Raw genomic sequence first — 18,941 nt, forward strand, 5'->3', positions numbered from 1 at the left:
CCGCCGCCGCCGCCATAGCCGCCACGATTGCCACCGCCGGCATAATTGCCGCCGCCGCCACCGAAGCCCCCGCCGCCGAAATCCGAAGGCGGAAAGCCCCCGCCTTCTTCGCCGAAGCCGTCGCGCTTGTCCCTACCACCGCGCTGACCGCGCCGCCCTCTATCAAAACCCATGCCGCCGAATTCTTTCCAACTTTATCGCCCTATCGTCGTGAGGCTGCTGGCGACGGGCGCGGCCGCAGCATCCTCGGCACGGAAGACACCGCGCCGATTTTACAGCGTATAGCAAAGCGCACTTAACGGCGAGCAAATTTAACGGTTCGATCCCGCCGCCATTGAGCCACCACGCTCCCGCGCCTAAGAGCCGGCGATGAGCGTTTTCCTGCACGAAGAAGATTTGCCCGCCGATGCGCTCGGCCCGGGCGCGGTCGCCGTCGATACCGAGACGATGGGGCTGATCACGCCGCGCGACCGGCTCTGCCTCGTTCAGATTTCCGATGGCCGGGGTGACGAACATCTCGTTCGGTTCGGCCCGGGGAGCGACTATGCCGCGCCTCATCTGCGCGCGGTGCTGGCCGATCCGGATCGGCTGAAGCTCTATCATTTCGCGCGCTTCGATCTCGCGGCGATCCGCCATTATATGGGTGTCTGGGCCGCGCCCGTATTCTGCACGAAGATCGCCTCGCGGCTGGTGCGCACCTACACCGATCGCCATGGCCTGAAGGAACTGGTGCGCGAGCTCATCGGCGTGGATATCTCCAAGCAGCAGCAGTCTTCGGACTGGGGCGGCCCCGAGCTCAGCGATGCGCAGAAGGAATATGCCGCCTCCGACGTGCGTTTCCTCCATGCGATGAAGGAGAAGCTCGAGGAGCGGCTGGCGCGGGAGAATCGCACCGCGCTGGCGCAGGCCTGTTTCGATTTCCTTCCGGCGCGCGCCGAACTCGATCTCGCCGGCTGGCCCGAGATCGATATTTTCGCGCACATGTGAGCGCGCCCGTGTCCACGCTCGCGGCCGAGCAGCGGCGCACCCGGCGGATCTGGGCGCTCGCCGGGGGCGGACATGATCGCCTGATGGCGGTGCTGCGCGTGGCGCTGCCCGCCGCGGTCGGCGCGCTGGTCGCGTTCCTCGCGCTGGCACCGCTGACCGTGGGGAGCGAGATCAGCTTCGTGCTTTCGAAGGATCGCGTCGATATCGCGCCCGAACGGATGCGGGTGACCACGGCCGAATATCGCGGCAAGGACAGCGACGGACAGCCGTTTCAGCTCGACGCCAAATCGGCGGTCCAGCAAACCTCCGCGACGCCGATCGTGCGCTTGCAGGATCTCAACGCCAGGATCGCGCTCGACGACGGGCCGGCCACCGTGCGCGCCAACCATGGGCGCTACGACATGGACAATTCGCGCATCGCGCTCGACGGTCCGGTCAAGCTGGACGACGCGACCGGCTACCATATCGCGACGCGCGACATCCTGATCGACATGAACAGCAAGCGGGCGGTCAGCCGGGGGGCCGTGGCCGGGACGATGAATATCGGCACCTTTTCCGCCGATCGGATGACCGCCGATCTCAACAGCCGGGTGGTCGATCTGGTCGGCCACGCGCGCTTGCATATCGTTCAGTCGCGGTCCAGACGCGCCCGATGATCCGCCGTTTCATCGCCGTCCCGGCTCTCGCCGCCCTGCCGGCGATCGCGCTGGCGCAGGGCGTGTCCGCGCTTAAGAACCATGACAGCAACGCGCCCGTCGACGTCACCTCCGATCGGATCGAGGTTCAGGATCGGCAGGATCGCGCGATCTTCGTCGGCAATGTCCACGCCACGCAGGGCACGATGGTCATGGATGCGCAGCGGATGACCGTCGCCTACGCCAAGCCCGCGGGCGGCGGCGAGCTTCAGATCCAGCGGATCGATGCCTCGGGCGGCGTGACCGTGGTCGATCCGTCGGAGCGCGCCAAGGGCAGTTACGGCATCTACGATCTCAATCGCCGCATCATCACGCTGATCGGCGGGGTTTCGCTGGTGCGCGGCGGCAATACGGTCAACGGCGCGCGGCTGGTGATCGACCTCAATACCGGGCGATCCACCGTCGACGGCAGCGCCGCCGGCGGGGCGGGCGTGCCGGGATCGACGGGAAAGAGCGGCGGGCGGGTGACGGGCCACTTCGCCGTGCCGCAGCGCAATCAGACCGCGCCCGCGCCGGCGACGCAGTAGGTCAGCGCATCCAGGCCGGCGGCGCGCCCGGTGGATCGTTCCAGCGGGGGAAGGCGGGGGTGGCGCGCTTCGGGACAAGTCCGTGCAGCAGCAGCCGGCGCGCATCCCGGGCGACGATCGGATGATCCCGGCCGCTGCCGACCAGGCGGCGCGCCAGCAGCGCCGCATGTCCCGCGAGCCAGCCGAGCGATGACGCCAGCGCGAGCGACCGGCCGCCGCCGAGCGTGAAGAACCGCCGTCGGGATTCGTACCAATAAGCGGGAAGCGGGGGGCGCCGCGACGTCGGACGCGATCCGTTGATCCCGGTCGCGGCGCCGCCGACGTGGACGACGCGGCTCGCGGGTTCGTGGCGGATCGTCCAGCCGGCGCGGCGGATGCGCGCCATCAACTCCATCTCCTCGAAATAGAGGAAGAAGCCCGTGTCGAAGAGCCCGGCCTCGCGCAGCGCCTCGGCGCGGAGCATCACGCTGGCGCCCGTCACCCAATCGACCTCGCTCGCCGGCTGCTCGATCGCATAAGGCGGCAGGCGGAGCAGGCGATCGGCCAGACCGAGCTTGGCGCCGCGCGCCAGTTCGCGGCGTGGCGTGATGAAGGCGAAGGCCGAGCCGGATGGGCTGCCGTCGGGCTCCAGCAGCAGGCTGCCGACCGCCCCGCAGCGCCGGTGCGCATCCAGCGCATCGGCGAGCGAGGCCACCGCGCCGGGCTCGATCCTGGTATCGGGGTTGAGCAGGTGGATGTAATCGGGCGGCGTCCCGGACTGCATCAAGCGCAGCATCGCCTGATTGTTCGCCCAGCCGAACCCGCCGTTGATCTCGAGTGCGAGCAGGCTCGTCCAACCCGCATAGCGTGGAGCGCGGAGCCCCGCGCGCAGCCGATCGGCGGACCCATCGCCCGAACCACCATCGACGATGACGACCTCGAGCCCCGGCTCGCGCGTCCGCTCGGCATCGAGGCTGGCGAGCGCGCCGAGCGCGAGTTCGGCGGTGCGGTAGTTGACGATCACCACCGCGATGCGGCGCGGCATTACCCCGCGTCCCGCAGCCGGATCGTGGCGGGGACCCCCGTCGCAAGGGCGCCCGCCGGCACGTCTTGCATCACCACCGCATTGGCGCCGACCATCGCGCCGCGCCCCAATCTGATCCGCCCGAGCACCACCGCGCCCGCGCCGAGCTGTACGCCTTCCTCGAGGATCGGCGCATCGGCGAGCGCATCCATCCGGCGGATGCCGAGCGTGCAATTCTGGCGGAGGATGCAGCGGTCGCCGATCACCGTAGCGCCGTGGACGACGACCCCGCCCTGATGCTCGATCACCACGCCGCGCCCGAGCTGAACCGAATAGGGCAGCTCGATGCCATAGACGTTGCGGCAATGGCGGAAGAGCACGCGATAGAGCAGGCTGAGCGGCGCGCGCAACGGCTGGCGCACGCGCATCCGCCAGACGCCGAAGCGGTGCACCGCCACCGCGCGGAAACCCGGCCTGGTCCAGTCGCGGCCATGCGCGACCCAATCCTCGCGGATCTGCGCCCAGAGCCCCGGCGTCATGCCGCGCCCTTATATTCGATCAGCGCCGAGCGACGGCGGCGCAGACGGTTGACGCGATAGCGGAACAGCCCCGCGAATTCGGCGAACTTGCCGATCATCAACAGCCCCGCGCTGGCCAGCGCGAGGCGTAGCGCGAGGCCCTCCCTGCGCCGCCTCGCGAACAGGCGCGCGACATTGGCGGCGAAGGCGGCGAGGCAGAAGGCGGTGAGGATCAGCCACAGCGGCGAGAAGGCCACCGCCGCGAGCAGCCCGAGCAGTGCCGCGACCGGCATCTCGCCGCCCCAGCGGATGATGCGGCGGCAGGCGGCGCGCCAATCGGGCCAGCGCTGATCGGGGTGGCGCGCGGCAAGCTCGGCGAAGGCGTGGCCCGCGCGCCGGGTGCGCGTCCACCATTGGCCGAAGCGCAGGATGGCGGCGTCGTGCAGCGTCATCTCGGCGTCGATCCGCGCGAGCTTCCATCCCGCCTCGCGCAGCCGCATCGACATGTCCGGCTCCTCGCCCGCGATCATCTCCTCGGGATAGCCGCCGACCTGCGCGAACGCCCGCGCGCGGATCAGAATGTCCCCGCCGCACGCGCCGACATCGCCGACCGGCACGTCCCACTCGTCGTCGGCGAGCGCGTTGTAGATCGAGCGTTCGGGAAAGCGTTCGCGGCGGCGGCCGAAGACCAAGGCCAATTCGGGGCGCGCGGCGAGCGCGGCGGCCCCCGCTTCGAGCCATCCCGGCCGCACCTCGCAATCGCCGTCGATGAACTGGATCAGCTCGGTGTCCGGCTGCCGTCCCAACAGCGCCGCCGCGCCGGCGTTGCGCGCGCGCGCCGCGGTGAAGGCGGGCGGCACCGCGAGCGCCACGACCTCGACCCCAAGCGATCGTGCGAAATCCTGGCTGCCGTCGGTCGATCCCGAATCGACATAAATGGTCGGCCCCGCCGCCACGACCGAGCGCAGGCAGGCCTTGAGCCGTTCGCCCTCGTTGCGGCCGATCGCGACGATGCCGATGCTCACCTGACGCACGCGGTGTAACCACCACGCACCATCGGCGCGATCCGCCGCGCGATGCGATCGCCGTAGCGGCGGACGAAGCCGCGCGGATCGATCGCATCGCGTTTCTTGGGCAGCGGCAGGATCGCCGCGATCCGCGCCGCTTCGCTCGCGCTCAGCCGGGCGGCGTCATGGTGGAAGTAACGCTGTGCGCCCGCATTGGCGCCATAGGTGCCGATACCGGTCTCGGCGATGTTGAGATAGACTTCCATGATCCGCCGCTTGCCCCAGATCGCCTCGATCAGCACGGTGAACCAAGCCTCCAGCCCCTTGCGCACATAGGAGCGGCCTTGCCACAGGAAGGCGTTCTTCGCCGCCTGCTGGCTGATCGTCGATCCACCGCGATAATGGCGCCCGGCCTCGTTGCCCGCCATCGCCTTTTGGATCGCGGTGAAATCGAAGCCGTGGTGGCGGCAGAAATTGCCGTCCTCGGCCGAGATCGCGGCGCGCGCCATGTTCGGGTCCATGGTCGAGAGCGGCATCCAATCCTTATGCACCGATTTGCCGCCGAGCATGTCGCCAATCATCGTCAGCGTGAGCGGCGGCGGCACGAAGCGATAGGCGGCGACCCACAGCACCGAGACGAGCACGAACAAGGCGAGCGTGCGCACGATCCAGCCGAACAGCCGCCCGAGGCGCGAGCGCGTGGGGCGGGAAGAACGGCGCTTGGTGCGGCGGGCCATGCGGCCGGTCTAACCGAAGCCGGGCGGCGGCGGAACAGCGCTTATGCTCGGTCGTTCCAGCACCACAACAAAAGGGGTGCGAAGATGCGGAGGATGGTGGCGGCGGTGCTGCTGGCGGGCGCGGCGATACCGGCGCATGCGCAAGATCTGCGCGATTTCTGCGGCGATCGGCCCGGGCTGGGCACGCCGGCCTGCACCGTCGACAAGGGCCATCTCCAGATCGAGCTGGGTCTCGGCGACTGGACGCTCGACAAGCAGCCCGACAGCCGCACCGATACGATCCTCTTGGGCGATCTCATCGCGCGCTACGGCATCGGCGAGAGCACCGAGCTGCGCTTCGGCTGGACCGCCTATGGCCATGTCCGCGAACGCGATCGCATGACCGGCGGCATCGACCACGCCGGCCGGGTCGGCGACATCTCGGTCGGCATCAAGCAGAATCTTCTCAATCCCGATGGTGACAAAGTTTCGATCGCGCTGCTGCCGATGGCGAAGATCCCGATCGGGCGGCAGCCGGTCGGCGCGGGAACGTGGAGCGCGGGCCTGCTCGTGCCGGTCGATTACGAGGTCAGCAAGGGCGTCCAGTTCCAGCTCACGCCCGAGGTCGACGCCGCCGCCGACGAAAGCGGCCACGGCCGCCACCTCGCCTACAGCGCGGTCGCCGGCATAGACATCGACCTGACCGAGACGGTCGACCTCGATCTGGAGCTCGAGGCGATCCGTGACCGCGAGCCGGGCCAGCATCAGACGATGGCGCTGGCGGCGTCGTCGATCGGCTATAAGATCGGCAAGCAGACCCAGCTCGATGCCGGCGCCAACGCCGGCCTCAACCACAATACGCCGGACGCGGAACTCTACTTCGGCGTATCGCGCAAATTCTGAGGTTGTCCTGCTGAAGCTGAACTCTCGTCACCCCGGCTCAAGGCCGGGGTGACGTTTCAGCTTGGACTGGACAGCCTCTAACGGGATGATTTAGACTGATCCCCTGCGCGCTACTTCGATAGGAGCCCACGATACGCTCCTGCGGAGCTACTCGGTCCCTACTCAGCATGAGCGGGTAAGGCTGAAGTCATCCGATTCTAGCGGACGACCCGAACGCCTGTCGGCCGTGAAGCCGACCGGCGCGCCTCAGCTCTTTCGGCCCCATGATTCGTCGACGAACCGGCGGACCTCCGCGTTCAGGTCGTCATCCTCCGGCGCGCCCATGAAGCCGCCATGCGGCATGCCCTCGAAGATGTGCAGCTCGACGGGAATGCCGGCCTTCCGCAGCGCGCGATGCATGCGCACGGTGTTGGAGAGGAAGAGATCGCGGGTGCCGGCCTGGAGGAACGTCGGGGGGAAGCCCTTGGAGAAGTCCCCGAACAGCGGCGACAAATAGGGATGCGCGAGATCATGCCCTGCCGCATAAAGCAGGTTCGTCCCCATCAGCGGACGGGGCAGCATCACGTCGACCATCCGGTTGGTCTCGAAGGTGTCGCCGGACTCGGTCAGGTCCAGTTCCGGGGTGATGAGCACCAGCGCCGCCGGGAGCGGCAGACCCTCGTCGCGCGCGCGAAGCATCAGCGCCGCGGCGAGGTTGCCGCCGGCCGATCCGCCGCCCACCACGATGTTTTCAGGCGCATAGCGTTCCAGCAGCGCGCGATAGGCGGCGAGGCAATCGTCCAGCGAAGCCGGATAGGGCTGCTCCGGCGGCATCCGGTAATCGACCGCGTAACAGCGGACGTTCAGCCTGTCGGCCTGGACGCGCGCGCCGAGCCGGCAAGGTTCGCCCGCGCCATGCACCAGGCCGCCGCCATGGATGTCGAGATAGGCGCGGTCGTCAGCGCCGGCATCGGCGGGGGTCGCCAGATAGGAGACGGTGCCGCCGAGATCGATGGTCTCTACCTCCGATCGGCACTTGGCGACGACCGGCGCCAACATGTAGGCGATCATGCCCGACACGGTCTCCTTGGCCACGGCCCAACCCTCCGCGTCGTCCGCCGCCGGTGATTCCTGGTGGATCGAGAAGGGAAGACCATCCGGACCGACGAGACTGGCAAGATGCGCGCGTGCCTGCGGGCTGATCGACCCGGGAAACGGAACCACCCGCGCGTCCAGGCGCACGCCTTCTATTGCTTCGTCGGACATTATTTTCTCTCCTGATCGGTGACGCGTGCGCGCCAGCCTTGTTCATGCCATCGCGGGCAGCAGTCTTTTCTCACCGGCGATCCGCATCATCGCCTTTTGCAGCTTGTCGAACGCGCGAACCTCGATCTGGCGGACGCGCTCGCGGCTGACGCCATAGACCTGGCTCAGCTCCTCCAGCGTCTTGGGATCGTCGGAAAGGCGGCGTTCGGCGAGGATATTCTTCTCGCGATCATTGAGCGCATCCATCGCCTCGGTGAGCATATCGTGGCGGACGGTCTTCTCCTGCGATTCGGCGAGGCGCTCGTCCTGTAACGGATCGGTATCCACCAGCCAATCCTGCCACTGACCCTCGCCGTCCTCGCGCATCGAGACGTTGAGCGAGGTGTCCCCACCCATCGCCATGCGGCGGTTCATCGAGGTGACGTCCTCCTCGCTGACGCCGAGATCGGTGGCGATCTTGGTGACGTCGGCGGGCTTGAGATCGCCGTCCTCGAACGCGTCGATCTGGCTCTTCATCCGGCGCAGGTTGAAGAACAATTTCTTCTGCGCCGCCGTCGTGCCCATCTTCACGAGGCTCCACGAACGCAGGATATATTCCTGGATCGAGGCGCGGATCCACCACATCGCATAAGTGGCGAGGCGGAAGCCGCGATCGGGCTCGAACTTCTTCACGCCCTGCATCAGGCCGATATTGCCCTCCGAAATCAGCTCGGACGTGGGCAGACCATAGCCGCGATAGCCCATCGCGATCTTGGCGACCAAGCGAAGGTGCGAGGTGACGAGCTTGGCCGCCGCCTCCGGATCGCCATGCTCCTGGAAGCGCTTGGCAAGCATATATTCCTCTTCCGGCTGGAGAAGCGGGAATTTGCGGATCTCCGAAAGATAGCGGTTGAGACTCTGCTCGCCGCCTAGGGCCGGGATCGTAGCGGGAGTATTTCTGGCTGCCATGTCTCTTAAACTCCCTGAGCCTTCCTAAGGCTCCGGCGGATCGTCGCGGGCGAGTCCGTCATTTCGAAGGTGGTACTAGCAGAAGCGCGTTGAACAGTTGCTGCATATCTGGCGGAACGTTGCTTTCGAACGCCAAAGTTTCGCTTGTGATCGGGTGGCGGAAGCCGAGCCGCGCCGCATGCAGCGCCTGCCGCCTGAAATCCAGGCGGGCAAGCAAGGCGATATGTTCGCGGCTCGGCCGGCCATAGAATTGATCCCCCAGCAAGGGGTGGCCGAGCGAGGCCATGTGGACGCGCACCTGATGCGTGCGCCCGGTTTCCAGCCGGCATTCGACCAGCGCGGCATGATCGAGCGGCTCCAGCACCGAATAATGCGTGACGGCATGCTTGCCCTGGCCGGCCGCGACCATCGCCATCTTCTTGCGGTTCGAGGGGCTGCGGCCGATCGCGCCCTCGATCCGGCCATTGTCCAGCCGGGGGCGGCCCGAGACGATCGCGCGATAGCGGCGGTCGATGGTATGTTTCGCGAACTGCTCGGCGAGCCCCCCGTGCGCGCGATCGGTCTTGGCGGCGATCATCAGCCCGGAGGTATCCTTGTCGATGCGGTGGACGATCCCCGGCCGCTCGACTCCGCCGATCCCCGACAGCGATCCCCGGCAATGGTGGAGCAAGGCGTTGACCAGCGTGCCGTCGAGGTTGCCGCAGGCGGGGTGCACGACCAGCCCGGCGGGCTTGTCGATGACGATCAGATGCTCGTCCTCGAACACCACATTCAGCGGGATCTCCTGCGCGATATTGCCCGCCGGCATGGGAGCGGGGACGGAGACCTCGAACGCATCGCCGGGCCGGACCTTGATCGCCGGATCGCGGACGGCGTTCGCCGCGCGCGTAACCTTGCCGCTGGAGATCAATGCCTTCAGCCGCTCGCGCGAGAGCGTGGGAAGCGCTGCCGCCAGCGCGCGATCGAGGCGCCATCCCGCGGCCTCGTCCGGCACCACCGCCTGTCTGATCGACACCCCCGCGTCCATCACCGCGATGTAGGGCGGCAGACACGATCTTCAATGCGCGTTTGCGCATGCTCAGCCGATGATGTCCGGGCCTGTCTTGGGTTTGCGCAGCGTCATCGCCAGGCTGAGAATACCGAAGCCGATGCAGAACAGCGCCCAATGCTCGATCGTTGCCATCACCGGCGAATCGACCAGCACGCGCCAGATCGTCCGGTTCGGTCCCCGCCGCGCGATGGCGTCGATGAGATCGCTGTTATAGGCCTGCTGGGTCACGTCCAGCACCGCGGCGGCGGCGAGGAACAGCAATGCGATCCTTTTCATGGCTCAACCTCTTCGGCGGCGGGCGATAACATCGATGGCGGCCACCGTCATCAGCGCGGCCCTGATCGCGCGCCTGATCGGCGAGGCGGCGGCGGCGCCCGATCGCGAAATCTGCGGATTGCTGTTCGGGACGCCGACCGACATCGCCGAGGCGCGGCGGGCCCGGAACGTCGCGCCTTCGCCGGCGGAGCGTTTCGAGATCGATCCTACCATGCTCTTAAGCGCGCACAGAGCAGCGCGGGTCGGAGGTCCGAAGATTGTGGGCTGCTATCATTCGCATCCTTCGGGATCGGCGATCCCTTCGGAGCGGGATCGCGCGGCCGCCGAACCGGGCACGCTCTGGCTGATCATCGCGCGCGGCGTCGCGCGGCTGTGGCTGGCCGGGGACGATGCGTTCGCCGAGCGCGTCCTCACGATCGGCTGAGGTTTGCGAAATCTTCATGCAGGCGCCAGATAGCGCCGCGGCAGGGCTTGCAGTTCTTGGGAGGAACGCGCGCGTGAACGACGAGGCCATCGAACTGGCGAGCCTGATGTGTTCCCGCCTTTGCCATGACCTGCTGAGCCCGGTCGGCGCGCTGAACAACGGGCTGGAGCTTCTCGCCGACGAAGAGGATCCCGCGCTGCGCAAGGAGTATCTCGCGCTGCTGGCCGATGGCGCGAAAGCTTCGGCGGAGAAGCTCAAATTCTTCCGGCTGGCGTTCGGGGCGGCGGGGGGCTTCGGCGATCGTGTCGATGCCGGCGAGGTCCGCGCGCCGCTGGAGGCGCTGGCGGGCGCGAGCGGCAAGGTGGCGTTCGGCTGGGTCGCCGATTGCACGACGCTGGACCGCGCCGCGACGCGCATCCTGCTCAATCTCGGGCTGATCGCGCTGGACGCCCTGGTGCGCGGCGGGCGGCTCGATATCGGGCTGGAGGCCGGCGAGATCGTCGTGCGCGCCGAAGGGACGCGGATCGTGCTGGATGGCGAGGTGCGGCGCGTCCTGGCGGGCGAGACGCCGCCGCCCACCTCGCGCACGATCGGCGCGGTGCTCGCTCGCACCATCGCGGAGCGTGAGGGACGCACGATCCTGCTCCAGGAAGAAGATGGCGTACTCGTGCTGGGCGCGTCGAAGGCCGATAAGCCGATCGGGCGCGCCTGATCTGATCGCATCATATACCCGGTGCGAAGCTGGCTTAAGAGCTCCTTTACCTTAGGGTGCGAGCAGGCTTCCGGCCCGTTGGGGCGCCCACGGAAGGCACGATGGAAGAATTGCTCGCCGACTTCATAGCGGAAACGCGCGATACGCTGGAAGCGATCGCGGGCGAGATCGTCGCGTGGGAGGCCGAACCCGGCGATCGCGCGCGGCTCGATTCGATCTTTCGTTTCGTCCACACCGTGAAAGGGAGCTGCGGTTTCCTCGATCTGCCGCGCCTCCGCCATCTAAGCCACGCCGCCGAGGATGCTCTGGCCGATGTGCGCGATAATACGCGTCAGGCCGATTCGGCGCTGGTGAGCGCGGTGCTCGCGATCATCGATCGGATCGGCGAACTGGCCGATCTGCTGGATACCACCGGAACGCTGCCGGAGGGCGACGATGCGGCGTTGATCGCGGCACTGGTGCCCGGGCAGGCCACCGGCGCGCCTGCCCAGTTGCCGGCAGCGCCGAGTGCGGTGAGCCGCGCCCCGGCGCGCAGCATCCGGCTGCCCGTCGAGCTGCTCGATCGCATGATGATGGGCGTGTCCGACGTGGTGCTCGCGCGCAACGAACTGGCGCGGGCGTTGCGCACAATGGAGGGCGGCGCGGCGACCAACCTCGCCTTCGAACGGCTGTCGCTCTGCGTTGCCGACGTGCGCGACGCGATCACGCAGACGCGGATGGCGCGGATCGACGGCCTGTTCGCGGCACTCCCGCGCATGGTCCGCGATCTTGCCGCCGAGTTGGAGCGCAGCGTCGTGCTGGATACCGACGGCGGCGACGTCGAGCTCGATCGCGAGATGATCGAGATGATCCGCGATCCGCTGACGCATATCGTGCGCAACGCGCTGGATCATGGCATCGAACCGCCGGCGGAGCGCATCGCCGCCGGAAAATCGCCCAACGGCAGGCTGCGCATCGCCGCGCGCCAGGCGGGCAACCAGATCCTGATCAGCGCGATCGACGACGGTCGCGGCATCGACGCCGAAAAGCTCGCCCGCAGCGCCATCGCCTCGGGCATCATCACCTCCGAGCAGGCCGCCGGGATGAACTGGGGCGCCAAGCTGGATCTGATCTTCACGCCCGGCTTCTCGACCGCCAAGGAGGTCACGACGATCTCCGGGCGCGGCGTCGGGATGGACGTGGTGCGCGCCAATATCGAGCGGATCGGCGGCGCCGTGGAAATCGAGAGCCGGCCGGGCAAGGGCGTGCACGTCACGATGCGCGTGCCGCTGACGTTGACGATCATCCCGGCGCTCGTCGTCGGCTCCGGCGCGCATTGCTTCGCGGTGCCGCGCTCGGCGATCGACGAGATCGTGCGTCCCAACGGGCAGAGCATCAGCCTGAAGAAACTGGGCGACGGCGATGTCGCGATGATCCGGGGGCGGATGCTGCCGGTGGTGGATCTCGGCCGCTTCCTCGGCTGCGGTGACGATGCGCCGGATCGCCGCCCGGTGCTGGTGATCGTCCGCGCGGGTGGCGGCGAGCGGTTCGCGCTCGCGGTCGATTCGGTGCTCGATCATGAGGAATTGGTGGTTAAGCCGGCCGCGCCCGCGATCATGGCGACGGGCATCTACGCGGGCGCGACGCTGCCCGACGACAGCCGGCCGATGCTGCTGCTGGACGTCGCCGGGCTCGCCGCCGCCAACGGCGTCCGCGCCGGAATGCCCGATCCCGTGGAGGCCGAGCCCGCCGATCGGCGCGAGCATGTGTCGATCCTGCTGTTCCGCGATCTGGACGGCGCCGAGCGTGGCGTGCGGCTGACCCTTGTCGAGCGGATCGAGGACGTCGATCGTGGCCAGGTCACGATGTCGGGCGATAGGCTGATGCTCGCGCACAACAACGCGCTGGTGCCGGTATTCGCCGGTGCCGCGCTGCCCGATCTCCCGCGCCTGCGGTTGCTCCAGCTCGGCGACGGCGCGGCGCGGCTCGCTTATGCGATCGAAGGCGTGATCGACGTGATCGAGCATGATGCGCGGCTTGTTCCCGCCGCCCGGCCGGGGCCCGTCGCCGGCGTGATGCTGATCGACGGCCGCAAGGTCGAGATGCTCGATCCCCACTGGCTGTTCGCGGGGCTTGCGACGCCCGCGGGCGGGCAGGGACCGCTGTGCCTGCTGGCGGGCGCCGACGATCATTGGTCGCGCGAATTGCTCGCGCCGCTGCTCGCCGCGGCCGGCTACCGCGTTGCGTTCGACGAAGGCGTCGCCGCCGACGCGATCGATGTCGTCATAGCGACGCGCGGCGAGCTACTGCCGCAGGGGATCAAGGCGCCGGTGGTGCGGCTGCGCGAGACGATCATGGCCGATGCCACCGGTGACCAGACCGTCTGGCGCTACGATCGGGACGCGCTGTTGCAGGCGGTAGGGCGCGCCACGCAGGCAAGCAGGAGCTAGGCAGTGGAGAGCTTGTATCTGATCGTCCGGATCGCCGGAGAGACCGTGGCGATCGGCGCCGAGGGCGTGGGATCGGTCGTCGAGATCGATTCGATCACCGCCGTGCCGCGAGTCGCCCCGCACATCGTTGGCCTGTTCGCATTGCGCAGCCGCATCCTCACCGTGGTCGATAGCGCCATGGCGCTCGGCGTGGGGCGATGCGCGCAGGGCGCTTTGCAGACCGCGGTGATCATAACCGCCGAGGGCCATGGCTATGCGCTGCTGGTGGAAGAGGTGATCGATGTCATCAAGGGAACCAAGCCTTCGCCGTGCATCGCGGTGATCGGGCGCGAATGGTCCCGCGTGACGATCGGCCAGGTCGCGACGCAGGAGGGCGATCGCCTGCTGATCGATCCCGCGCTGCTGATCCACGGTCGCGAAGCGATCGCGGCCTGAAGCAGCGCCGTTAACAGCTTGCTTACGCCGGTCCGCTATGACGGAGCACGCAATGAAGGGCCCGCGATGAAAACCTGTCTGGTAGTCGATGATTCCAAGGTGATCCGCAAGGTTGCCCGCCATATCCTTGAAACGCTTGATTTCTCCGTGGAGGAGGCCTGCGACGGACAGGAGGCGCTGCATTCCTGTCTCGCCGGCGCTCCGGACGTCATCCTGCTCGACTGGAACATGCCGGTGATGAGCGGGATCGAATTTCTGCGCGAGCTCGGCCACACCACGCTGCCCCATCGCCCCAAAATCGTCTTCTGCACGACCGAGAACGGCACCGCGCATATCCGCGCGGCGATAGATGCGGGCGCGGACGAATATGTGATGAAGCCGTTCGATCGCGATACGCTGGAAAGCAAGCTGCAGCTCGTCGGCGTCGCCTGAGGCGCTGGTCTTGCTATCGCACCCTTTGCCGGCAGCGCGCCCCGGCCGCCCCATTCGCGTCCTGATCGTCGACGATTCGATCGTCGCGCGCGCGGTGCTCGCCCGCATTCTCGCGCCCGATCGCGGTTTCGACGTCGCGGGGCAGGCGGGCACCGCCGCGGCGGCGATCGACATCCTTAAGACGCAGGCGGTCGACATCATCCTGCTCGACGTCAACATGCCGGGCCTGAGCGGCCTCGACGCGCTTCCCGCATTGATCGAGCGGAGCGGGGGCGCGCGAGTCCTGATCGTCTCCTCCGACTGCGGCACGGGGGCCGCGGTGACGATCTCCGCGCTTCGTCTCGGCGCGGCGGATACCTTGCTCAAGCCATCGGCGGGAGCGCTCAACGGACCGTTCGCGGTGACCCTGGTCGAAACGATATTGCGGATTGCCGCAGCACCTCGCCCGTCGGCGCCGCAGGGCGATATCCTCCCGGTTGCGAGGCAGGCGCCGTTCGTGCCGGTGGCGTCGCAGGCGGGGGTGGATTGCGTGGCGATCGGCGCCTCGACGGGCGGCGTCCATGCGCTCGCCAGCTTCTTCGCCGCCTATCCTTTCGAGGCACTGCCGCCCATCCTCGTCACCCAGCATCTGCCGGCGCCCTTCATGCCGTTCTTCGCGCGCCAACTCTCCGAAATGACCGGTCGGCCGACCCGGCTCGCGACCGACGGTGCCCCGCTGACGCCGGGCATCGTATTGCTCGCGCCGGGCGACGGGCATCTCGGGCTCGCGCGGACGCGGGGGCGGGTTCATGTCAAAATCTGTCGGCGGCCGACCTCGTCGGGTTGCATGCCGTCCGCCGATACGATGCTCGCTTCGGTGGCCGAGATGTTCGGCGACAGGGGGATGGGCGTGATCCTGAGCGGCATGGGGCGCGACGGGCTGGAAGGCGCGACGAGGCTGACCGAAGCCGGCGGCGAGGTCGTCGCCCAGGATGCGATGAGCTCGGTCGTGTGGGGAATGCCGGGGGCGGTCGCCAAGGCGGGGATCGCGCGTGCGATCCTGCCACCCGCGGCCCTCGCCGATCATGTCGCGGCCCAGGCGATGCGGCCGGAGCGTTCGGCATGGAAATGACCCCGATCGCCGTGTCCGCGCTTGCCGGTCTGCTCGAGCGGCGGACGGGGCAACAGCTCGTCGCGGGCAGGCGCTGGCGCATCGAGACCATATTGAAGCCGTTGCTTCGCGATCTCGGCTTCGAGACGATCGAAGCGCTCGTGATCCGTCTGAGGGGCGATGAAGCGTCGCCGCTCGCCGACAAGATCGTCGATGCATTGCTCAATAATGAAACCTTCTTCTTCCGTGACTTGTCGTGCTTTCATCACTTCACGTCCGAGGGTCTGGGCCTGCTGCACGCGGCGCGGCTGGGACAGCGCCGGCTGAGGATCTGGTCGGCGGGCTGTTCGACGGGGCAGGAAGCTTATTCGCTGTCGCTGGCGATCGGCGCGCAGCCGCGCTTCGCCGGCTGGGACATCGGCATCTTCGCGACCGACCTTTCGGCCGAGGCCATCGGGCGCGCCAGGGAAGGGCTGTTCAATCAGTTCGAAGTGCAGCGCGGCCTGCCGATCACCGATCTGATGCGCCATTTCGTTCAGGAAGGGGAGGCCTGGCGGATCAAGCCCGGCGTGCGGGCGCCGATCACCTTCCTCCAGCATAATCTGCTCAGCCCGCCGCCACCGGGGCGCTTCGACGCGATCCTCTGCCGCAACGTGATGCTGTATTTCTCGCCACAGCGGCAGCGCATGGTGTTTTCGCGGCTGCGGGAGGCGATCGCGAAGGATGGCCTGCTGATGCTGGGCGCGGGCGAGACGATATTGGGACAGACCGACGATTTCGCCTCCGATCGGGAGCTCAAGGGCCTCTACCGTCCCGTCTGATCTTTACGCTGGCGGGTCCGCCCCCCGCGCCGCTATGTCCGCGTCATGAGCGAGATCATCGATTGCCCTTCGCCGAACTTCGACGAGCGCAAGTCGCCCATTACGATCATCGTCCTCCATTATACCGGCATGACCGATGCCGCATCGGCGATCCAGCGGTTGACCGACGCCGAGGCGAAAGTCTCCAGCCATTATCTGATCGCCGAGGACGGGCAGGTGCTGCGCCTCGTCGACGAGGGCAAGCGCGCCTGGCACGCGGGCAAGAGCCGTTGGCGCGGTATCGACGACGTCAATTCGGCCTCGATCGGGATCGAGCTGGTCAATCCCGGTCATGAATTCGGCTATCGTCCCTTTCCCGAAGCGCAGATGGCGGCGCTGTTGCCTTTGATGTCCGGGATCGTCGGCCGCTACGGCGTGACGCGCGGCAATATCGTCGGCCATTCCGATATCGCCCCCGCGCGTAAGGAAGATCCGGGCGAATTGTTCGATTGGGAGCGGCTGGCCAAGGTGCGCCTCGCGCTGCCCCGCCCGGCGAAATATCTCACCGATCCGCACTGGACCGACGGCGGCTTCCTGCTCGCGCTCGAGCGTTTCGGCTATGATGTGCTCGATGGTCCGGCGGCGGTGCGCGCCTTCCAGCGGCGCTTTCGTCCCAAGACGATCGACGGGGTGGTGGATGGCGAGACGCGCGCGATCCTGCTCTCGCTGCTGACCGGAGGTGACAAGGGCGCCGAGGCGCGGTTGCAGGGCTGACTCGACTTGGCCGTGGCGGGCGCGTAGCGCATCGCGTGCCAGAGGGCCGGGCGGCCGCCGCTCGTCTTCAGACGAGGGGAGGAAAGTCCGGGCTCCGCAGAGCAACGGTGCCGGGTAACACCCGGCGGGCGCGCTGGCGACGGCGCGCCTAGGGACAGTGCAACAGAAAGCATACCGCCCGCTTTCGAGCGGGTAAGGGCGAAAGGGTGCGGCAAGAGCGCACCGCGCTTCCGGCAACGGCGGCGGCACGGCAAACCCCACCGGGAGCAAGACCGAATAGGAGCGGCACATGGCCCGGCTCGGGTCCGTCGCTCGGGTTGGTCGCTTGAGGCGGCGCGCGAGCGTCGTCCTAGAGGAATGGTCGCCCATCCGGCGCAAGCCGGTGGACAGAACCCGGCTTACAGGCCCTCTGGCATTTTTCTTCCGGCCCTCCGCTTTCGCGGGGGTGACGGGCAGGCTAGTCGGGGCCGGTGAAACCCTATCTCGCCCTGATGCGCCGCATCCTCGATGAAGGCGTGCGGCAGGACGATCGCACCGGCGTCGGCACGCTCTCGGTGTTCGGCCACCAGATGCGGTTCGCTCTCGGCCAGGGCTTCCCCGCGCTCACCACCAAGAAGCTCCACCTGCGCTCGATCATCGTCGAGCTGCTGTGGTTCCTGCGCGGCGACACCAACGTGCGCTGGCTGCACGATCATAAGGTCAGCATCTGGGACGAATGGGCGCGCGAAGACGGCGATCTCGGCCCGGTCTACGGCAAGCAGTGGCGCGATTGGGAGGGCCCTGGGGGCGTCCACATCGACCAGATCGGACTGCTGATCGACCTCATCAACCGCGATCCCGCCTCGCGCCGCCAGATCGTCTCGGCGTGGAACCCGACGGACCAGCCGCGCATGGCTCTGGCGCCCTGCCACTGCCTGTTCCAGACGCACGTCGCCGACGGCAAGCTCAGCCTCCAGCTCTACCAGCGCTCGGCGGACGTGTTCCTTGGCGTGCCGTTCAACATCGCCAGCTACGCATTGCTCACCCACATGCTCGCGCAGCAATGCGGGCTGGAAGTGGGCGATTTCGTGTGGACCGGGGGCGATTGCCACCTCTACCTCAACCATCTCGACCAGGCCGAGTTGCAGCTATCGCGCGATCCCGGGCCGCTCCCCCGGCTCGAAATCCTGCGCAAGCCGGCGGCGATCGACGGCTATGCGCCCGAGGATTTCCTGCTCCACGATTATGTCGCGCAGCCGCACATCAAGGCGCCGGTGGCGGTGTGAACCGGCCCGAGATCGTCCTCTTCGTCGCGCGCGCCGATAACGGCGTGATCGGGCGCGACGGCAAACTGCCCTGGCATCTTCCCGAAGACCTCAAGCGCTTCAAGGCGATGACGATGGGCCGGCCGATGATCATGGGCCGCAAGACGTTCGAAAGCCTGCCGGGGCGCCTGCCGGGCCGCCGCCACATCGTGCTGACGCGCGACCGCGGCTGGCGGGCCGAGGGCGCCGAGGCAGCGCCGGACATCGGGAGCGCGCTGGCGCTGGCGGGCGATGTCGATGAAGTGGCGGTGATCGGCGGGAGCGAGATCTTCGCGCTGTTCCTGGATCGCGCCGACCGGATCGAGCTGACCGAGGTCCACCGCACGGTCGAGGGCGATGCCGTCATGCCACCTCCCGGCAAGGGCTGGCGCGTCGCGAAGCGCGAAATGGGTGGCCCCGATTTCGATTTCGTCACGATAGTTCGGGCATGATTGGCAGGGGCGTGCGCGCTCCCCTATAGGCGCGCGATGCAGCGGCTTTCTGGCGCCGCGCCGGTGCCGGAGGCTCTCCGCGGCGGCGTCCTCGCGCTCGGCAATTTCGATGGCTTCCATCGCGGCCACCAGGCGGTGGTCGGGCGCGCGATCGAACGCGCCCGCGCCGAGCGGCGGCCCGCGATCGTCGCGACCTTCGATCCGCACCCGGCGCGCTTCTTCCGCCCCGATCTC

23 protein-coding genes, 1 other RNA gene and 1 pseudogene are annotated in these 18,941 nt (G+C 67.9%); 17 read left to right on the forward strand and 8 right to left on the reverse strand.

All coding sequences use genetic code 11. The features are described from left to right. The 4 genes from HUU94_RS12985 to HUU94_RS02025 all read left to right on the forward strand — a co-directional run. Nucleotides 1-299, forward strand: a 299-nt coding sequence (locus tag HUU94_RS12985) for a hypothetical protein (RefSeq protein WP_174273453.1), incomplete at its 5' end; no start/stop codon positions are given. Nucleotides 300-369: 70 nt separating this feature from the next. Next, nucleotides 370-987, forward strand: coding sequence for a ribonuclease D (locus HUU94_RS02015; RefSeq protein ID WP_174273454.1), 618 nt, complete (start codon nt 370-372; stop codon nt 985-987). A gap of 8 nt (nt 988-995) precedes the next feature. Continuing rightward, nucleotides 996-1,643 (forward strand): LPS export ABC transporter periplasmic protein LptC, encoded by a 648-nt coding sequence (gene lptC, locus HUU94_RS02020; RefSeq protein ID WP_174273455.1) that lies wholly within the window; start codon nt 996-998, stop codon nt 1,641-1,643. Further along, nucleotides 1,640-2,209: an LptA/OstA family protein gene (locus HUU94_RS02025; protein WP_174273456.1), complete on the forward strand. Its 570-nt coding sequence runs from the start codon at nt 1,640-1,642 to the stop codon at nt 2,207-2,209. Before lptC ends, HUU94_RS02025 begins: the two co-directional genes overlap by 4 nt. Nucleotide 2,210: 1 nt before the next feature. Here HUU94_RS02025 and HUU94_RS02030 read toward each other — a convergent pair whose 3' ends face one another. The 4 genes from HUU94_RS02030 to mtgA are packed head-to-tail and all read right to left on the reverse strand — an operon-like array spanning nt 2,211 to nt 5,474. Then, nucleotides 2,211-3,233: a glycosyltransferase family 2 protein gene (locus HUU94_RS02030; RefSeq protein ID WP_174273457.1), complete on the reverse strand. Its 1,023-nt coding sequence runs from the start codon at nt 3,231-3,233 to the stop codon at nt 2,211-2,213. Continuing rightward, entirely contained in the window at nt 3,233-3,751 is a 519-nt protein-coding gene (locus HUU94_RS02035; protein WP_174273458.1) for a serine O-acetyltransferase, read from the reverse strand. Before HUU94_RS02035 ends, HUU94_RS02030 begins: the two co-directional genes overlap by 1 nt. Then, nucleotides 3,748-4,764, reverse strand: coding sequence for a glycosyltransferase (locus tag HUU94_RS02040; RefSeq protein ID WP_174273459.1), 1,017 nt, complete (start codon nt 4,762-4,764; stop codon nt 3,748-3,750). The genes HUU94_RS02035 and HUU94_RS02040 overlap by 4 nt, the downstream gene beginning before the upstream one ends. Further along, nucleotides 4,752-5,474, reverse strand: coding sequence for a monofunctional biosynthetic peptidoglycan transglycosylase (mtgA, locus tag HUU94_RS02045; RefSeq protein WP_174273460.1), 723 nt, complete (start codon nt 5,472-5,474; stop codon nt 4,752-4,754). Before mtgA ends, HUU94_RS02040 begins: the two co-directional genes overlap by 13 nt. An 84-nt stretch (nt 5,475-5,558) precedes the next feature. Here mtgA and HUU94_RS02050 point away from each other — a divergent pair, with 84 nt between their 5' ends. Further along, the gene (locus tag HUU94_RS02050; protein ID WP_174273461.1) at nt 5,559-6,356 is read left to right on the forward strand and encodes a transporter; all 798 of its coding nucleotides are present in this window, start codon (nt 5,559-5,561) and stop codon (nt 6,354-6,356) included. A 246-nt stretch (nt 6,357-6,602) separates the two neighbouring features. Here HUU94_RS02050 and HUU94_RS02055 read toward each other — a convergent pair whose 3' ends face one another. Genes HUU94_RS02055 through HUU94_RS02070 form a run of 4 tightly spaced genes read right to left on the reverse strand, consistent with a single transcriptional unit; the run spans nt 6,603 to nt 9,861 of the window. Next, complete coding sequence (locus tag HUU94_RS02055; RefSeq protein WP_174273462.1) at nt 6,603-7,601, reverse strand: alpha/beta hydrolase; 999 nt, start codon at nt 7,599-7,601, stop codon at nt 6,603-6,605. 42 nt (nt 7,602-7,643) lie between these two features. Further along, on the reverse strand, nt 7,644-8,549 hold the full coding sequence (gene rpoH / locus HUU94_RS02060; RefSeq protein ID WP_174273463.1) for an RNA polymerase sigma factor RpoH: 906 nt from the start codon (nt 8,547-8,549) through the stop codon (nt 7,644-7,646). A gap of 58 nt (nt 8,550-8,607) precedes the next feature. Then, nucleotides 8,608-9,576: an RluA family pseudouridine synthase gene (locus HUU94_RS02065; RefSeq protein WP_174273464.1), complete on the reverse strand. Its 969-nt coding sequence runs from the start codon at nt 9,574-9,576 to the stop codon at nt 8,608-8,610. Nucleotides 9,577-9,627: 51 nt separating this feature from the next. Further along, entirely contained in the window at nt 9,628-9,861 is a 234-nt protein-coding gene (locus tag HUU94_RS02070; RefSeq protein WP_174273465.1) for a hypothetical protein, read from the reverse strand. A gap of 49 nt (nt 9,862-9,910) precedes the next feature. On the opposite strand from HUU94_RS02070, the gene HUU94_RS02075 reads away from it, so the two are divergent. From HUU94_RS02075 to HUU94_RS02130, 12 genes and pseudogenes are all read left to right on the forward strand, one after another. Then, entirely contained in the window at nt 9,911-10,300 is a 390-nt protein-coding gene (locus HUU94_RS02075; RefSeq protein ID WP_174273466.1) for a M67 family metallopeptidase, read from the forward strand. 73 nt (nt 10,301-10,373) lie between these two features. Then, nucleotides 10,374-11,012, forward strand: a complete 639-nt coding sequence (locus HUU94_RS02080; RefSeq protein WP_438827096.1) for a histidine phosphotransferase family protein — start codon at nt 10,374-10,376, stop codon at nt 11,010-11,012. Between the two features lie 101 nt (nt 11,013-11,113). Then, nucleotides 11,114-13,441, forward strand: a complete 2,328-nt coding sequence (locus tag HUU94_RS02085; protein WP_174273468.1) for a chemotaxis protein CheA — start codon at nt 11,114-11,116, stop codon at nt 13,439-13,441. Nucleotides 13,442-13,444: 3 nt separating this feature from the next. Beyond that, nucleotides 13,445-13,876 (forward strand): chemotaxis protein CheW, encoded by a 432-nt coding sequence (locus tag HUU94_RS02090; protein ID WP_174273469.1) that lies wholly within the window; start codon nt 13,445-13,447, stop codon nt 13,874-13,876. A gap of 66 nt (nt 13,877-13,942) precedes the next feature. After that, nucleotides 13,943-14,308 (forward strand): response regulator, encoded by a 366-nt coding sequence (locus tag HUU94_RS02095; RefSeq protein WP_174273470.1) that lies wholly within the window; start codon nt 13,943-13,945, stop codon nt 14,306-14,308. A gap of 25 nt (nt 14,309-14,333) precedes the next feature. Then, nucleotides 14,334-15,419 carry a chemotaxis-specific protein-glutamate methyltransferase CheB gene (cheB, locus tag HUU94_RS02100; RefSeq protein WP_254601873.1) on the forward strand — a complete coding sequence of 362 codons (1,086 nt, stop codon included), beginning with the start codon at nt 14,334-14,336 and terminating at the stop codon, nt 15,417-15,419. After that, nucleotides 15,410-16,219: a CheR family methyltransferase gene (locus HUU94_RS02105; RefSeq protein ID WP_174273471.1), complete on the forward strand. Its 810-nt coding sequence runs from the start codon at nt 15,410-15,412 to the stop codon at nt 16,217-16,219. The genes cheB and HUU94_RS02105 overlap by 10 nt, the downstream gene beginning before the upstream one ends. A gap of 45 nt (nt 16,220-16,264) precedes the next feature. Then, nucleotides 16,265-16,972, forward strand: coding sequence for an N-acetylmuramoyl-L-alanine amidase (locus HUU94_RS02110; RefSeq protein ID WP_174273472.1), 708 nt, complete (start codon nt 16,265-16,267; stop codon nt 16,970-16,972). 38 nt (nt 16,973-17,010) lie between these two features. Then, nucleotides 17,011-17,389: RNase P RNA component class A (gene rnpB, locus HUU94_RS02115), an RNA gene on the forward strand. Between the two features lie 53 nt (nt 17,390-17,442). Then, nucleotides 17,443-18,237, forward strand: a complete 795-nt coding sequence (locus HUU94_RS02120; protein ID WP_174273473.1) for a thymidylate synthase — start codon at nt 17,443-17,445, stop codon at nt 18,235-18,237. Beyond that, nucleotides 18,234-18,707: a dihydrofolate reductase gene (locus HUU94_RS02125; protein WP_174273474.1), complete on the forward strand. Its 474-nt coding sequence runs from the start codon at nt 18,234-18,236 to the stop codon at nt 18,705-18,707. The genes HUU94_RS02120 and HUU94_RS02125 overlap by 4 nt, the downstream gene beginning before the upstream one ends. Before the next feature lie 36 nt (nt 18,708-18,743). Further along, nucleotides 18,744-18,941, forward strand: a pseudogene (locus tag HUU94_RS02130) (bifunctional riboflavin kinase/FMN adenylyltransferase); the annotation flags it as partial.

The sequence above is a fragment of the Sphingomonas bacterium genome (assembly GCF_903644055.1).
GTDB lineage: Bacteria > Pseudomonadota > Alphaproteobacteria > Sphingomonadales > Sphingomonadaceae > Sphingomonas_I.

What these genes read in the sequence shown, in the direction of transcription:
- rpoH (WP_174273463.1), bottom strand. Translation starts at nt 8,549, where the DNA reads ATGGCAGCCAGAAATACTCCCGCTACGATCCCGGCCCTAGGCGGCGAG.
- HUU94_RS02030 (WP_174273457.1), bottom strand. Translation starts at nt 3,233, where the DNA reads ATGCCGCGCCGCATCGCGGTGGTGATCGTCAACTACCGCACCGCCGAA.
- HUU94_RS02055 (WP_174273462.1), bottom strand. Translation starts at nt 7,601, where the DNA reads ATGTCCGACGAAGCAATAGAAGGCGTGCGCCTGGACGCGCGGGTGGTT.
- HUU94_RS02095 (WP_174273470.1), top strand. Translation starts at nt 13,943, where the DNA reads ATGAAAACCTGTCTGGTAGTCGATGATTCCAAGGTGATCCGCAAGGTT.
- HUU94_RS02050 (WP_174273461.1), top strand. Translation starts at nt 5,559, where the DNA reads ATGCGGAGGATGGTGGCGGCGGTGCTGCTGGCGGGCGCGGCGATACCG.
- HUU94_RS02035 (WP_174273458.1), bottom strand. Translation starts at nt 3,751, where the DNA reads ATGACGCCGGGGCTCTGGGCGCAGATCCGCGAGGATTGGGTCGCGCAT.
- HUU94_RS02105 (WP_174273471.1), top strand. Translation starts at nt 15,410, where the DNA reads ATGGAAATGACCCCGATCGCCGTGTCCGCGCTTGCCGGTCTGCTCGAG.
- mtgA (WP_174273460.1), bottom strand. Translation starts at nt 5,474, where the DNA reads ATGGCCCGCCGCACCAAGCGCCGTTCTTCCCGCCCCACGCGCTCGCGC.
- HUU94_RS02015 (WP_174273454.1), top strand. Translation starts at nt 370, where the DNA reads ATGAGCGTTTTCCTGCACGAAGAAGATTTGCCCGCCGATGCGCTCGGC.
- HUU94_RS02110 (WP_174273472.1), top strand. Translation starts at nt 16,265, where the DNA reads ATGAGCGAGATCATCGATTGCCCTTCGCCGAACTTCGACGAGCGCAAG.
- HUU94_RS02075 (WP_174273466.1), top strand. Translation starts at nt 9,911, where the DNA reads ATGGCGGCCACCGTCATCAGCGCGGCCCTGATCGCGCGCCTGATCGGC.
- HUU94_RS02085 (WP_174273468.1), top strand. Translation starts at nt 11,114, where the DNA reads ATGGAAGAATTGCTCGCCGACTTCATAGCGGAAACGCGCGATACGCTG.
- HUU94_RS02025 (WP_174273456.1), top strand. Translation starts at nt 1,640, where the DNA reads ATGATCCGCCGTTTCATCGCCGTCCCGGCTCTCGCCGCCCTGCCGGCG.
- HUU94_RS02065 (WP_174273464.1), bottom strand. Translation starts at nt 9,576, where the DNA reads ATGGACGCGGGGGTGTCGATCAGACAGGCGGTGGTGCCGGACGAGGCC.